The organism is Komagataeibacter intermedius TF2 (assembly GCF_000964425.1).
GTDB lineage: Bacteria > Pseudomonadota > Alphaproteobacteria > Acetobacterales > Acetobacteraceae > Komagataeibacter > Komagataeibacter intermedius.
In genome coordinates this window covers 1-908 of sequence record NZ_BANF01000269.1, presented here as the reverse complement: position 1 = coordinate 908, position 908 = coordinate 1, and the positions used below count along the sequence as shown (strand labels likewise).

Here is a 908-nt window from a genome sequence, read left to right as displayed (position 1 = left end):
AGGACCACAGGGAGCCGTCCACACCATCAGTTCTCAGTGAAAATCAACAACCAGCAGGCGTTTCCGTGTGATCTTCCCGGACACGGTGGTTGGCAGATGCCTGACGAAGCGGACTTCTTTCAGGCCAATCCAGCGTCCGAGGACTTCGTTGACCCGTGCAATGATTTCCTCGGAAGAAGGCGCGTATTCCGCTTCGGGATCTGGAACCACATAAGCGACAGGTCGCTGCCCTCGCAGTTCGTCCGGAATTGCAACTACGGCACACGCATGAACGGCTGGATGGGTGGCGATGATCTTTTCGACCTGCACGCCCGAAATCCGCCGTCCTGCGACCTTGATGACATCATCGGAACGCCCGAGCATATGCACGGCGCGGCTGGCCTCGATCATGCCTTCGTCGAAGGTGCGATAATACTGGCCGGTCTCGTCCAGGTAAGCTGTAGGAACACGGATCGCTCCATTCTTCCATATGCCAGCCAGGCAGCCGGGTGGCAGCGGCAGGGAGAGGACAATCTCGCCGCTCTGTTCACCCGGCATGGACGGCACGATGGCTGGACGGAAACCCGGTGCGGGCCGCCCGATGTCATTCATGAGCGGGACCGGCTCACGTTCGGGCAGGCCAAAGAAATGCGCGGTGATGCTCCATCCGGTTTCGGTCTGCCACCAGTGATTGACTACAGGTTTGCGGAAATACGACCGTGCCCACTCCAGCAATGTCGGGTCCGCATACTCCCCGGCCACGAAAATGCGGGCCAGCGCGGGCAGGATGGCCCCTGACAGGTTGCGGCTTTCCTGCCGCATGAGGCGCATCTGGGTGGGTGTGGTGAACAGGCATTTCACCTCGTGCTCATGGCAAAGCGCGCAGATGGCGGAAGCCGATGCGCCGCCTTCCACGATCACGCTGGTGC

1 protein-coding gene is annotated in these 908 nt (G+C 60.7%); it reads right to left on the bottom strand.

Translation table 11 applies throughout. From position 1 onward, the window contains the following. Positions 1-33: 33 nt before the first annotated feature. Positions 34-908: AMP-binding enzyme (locus B7449_RS16855; RefSeq protein ID WP_048883883.1), on the bottom strand; the 875-nt coding region annotated here is incomplete at its 5' end.